The sequence below is a fragment of the Pseudomonas sp. HMWF006 genome (genome assembly GCF_003061205.1).
Taxonomy (GTDB): Bacteria; Pseudomonadota; Gammaproteobacteria; order Pseudomonadales; family Pseudomonadaceae; genus Aquipseudomonas; species Aquipseudomonas monsensis.
Genome location: NZ_QAIU01000359.1, coordinates 9,109 through 9,823, shown reverse-complemented (window position 1 = coordinate 9,823; position 715 = coordinate 9,109). Strand labels below are relative to the sequence as shown.

Here is a 715-nt window from a genome sequence, read left to right as displayed (position 1 = left end):
CGCTGGATCTGCCCGAGGGCAATTCCATGCGAGCGCCGGGTGAAGCTCCAGGCCTGATGGCACTGGAGATCGCCATGGACGAGATGGCCGAGCAGCTCAAGCTCGATCCGGTCCAGTTCCGCATCCTCAACGACACCCAGGTCGATCCGGTGAAAACCGAGCGTCCGTTCTCCCAGCGACGCCTGATCGAATGCCTGCAGACCGGCGCCGAAACATTCGGCTGGAATCAACGCGCTGCCCCCCCCGGCAGCCGCCGCGAAGGCCGTTGGCTGATCGGCATGGGCGTCGCCGCAGCGTTCCGCAACAACCTGCTGCTCAAGTCCGGCGCACGGGTGCGTCTGGAACGTGATGGCAAGGTCACGGTGGAAACCGACATGACCGACATCGGCACCGGCAGCTATACGATCATCGCGCAGACGGCGGCCGAGATGATGGGGGTGGCATTAGAGGATGTCGTGGTGCGCCTGGGCGATTCGGATTTTCCGGTGTCGTCCGGTTCCGGCGGACAATTTGGCGGCAACTGCTCGACGGCCGGGGTGTATGCCGCGTGCATGAAGTTGCGTGAAGCTGTCGCTGGCAAGTTGGGCATGGCAGCGGATCAGGCAACGTTCGTCGACGGCCAGGTGAGCGTCGGCAGCAAGCGCGTGCCATTGCGCGATGCCGCGCGCGATGGTGTGGTGGTGGCTGAGGACAGTATCGAATTCGGCGACCTGGA

1 protein-coding gene is annotated in these 715 nt (G+C 64.3%); it reads left to right on the top strand.

Going from position 1 to position 715, the window contains the following annotated elements; genetic code table 11:
* Positions 1-715, top strand: a 715-nt coding sequence (locus DBR24_RS32220) for a molybdopterin cofactor-binding domain-containing protein (protein ID WP_371921289.1), incomplete at both ends; no start/stop codon positions are given.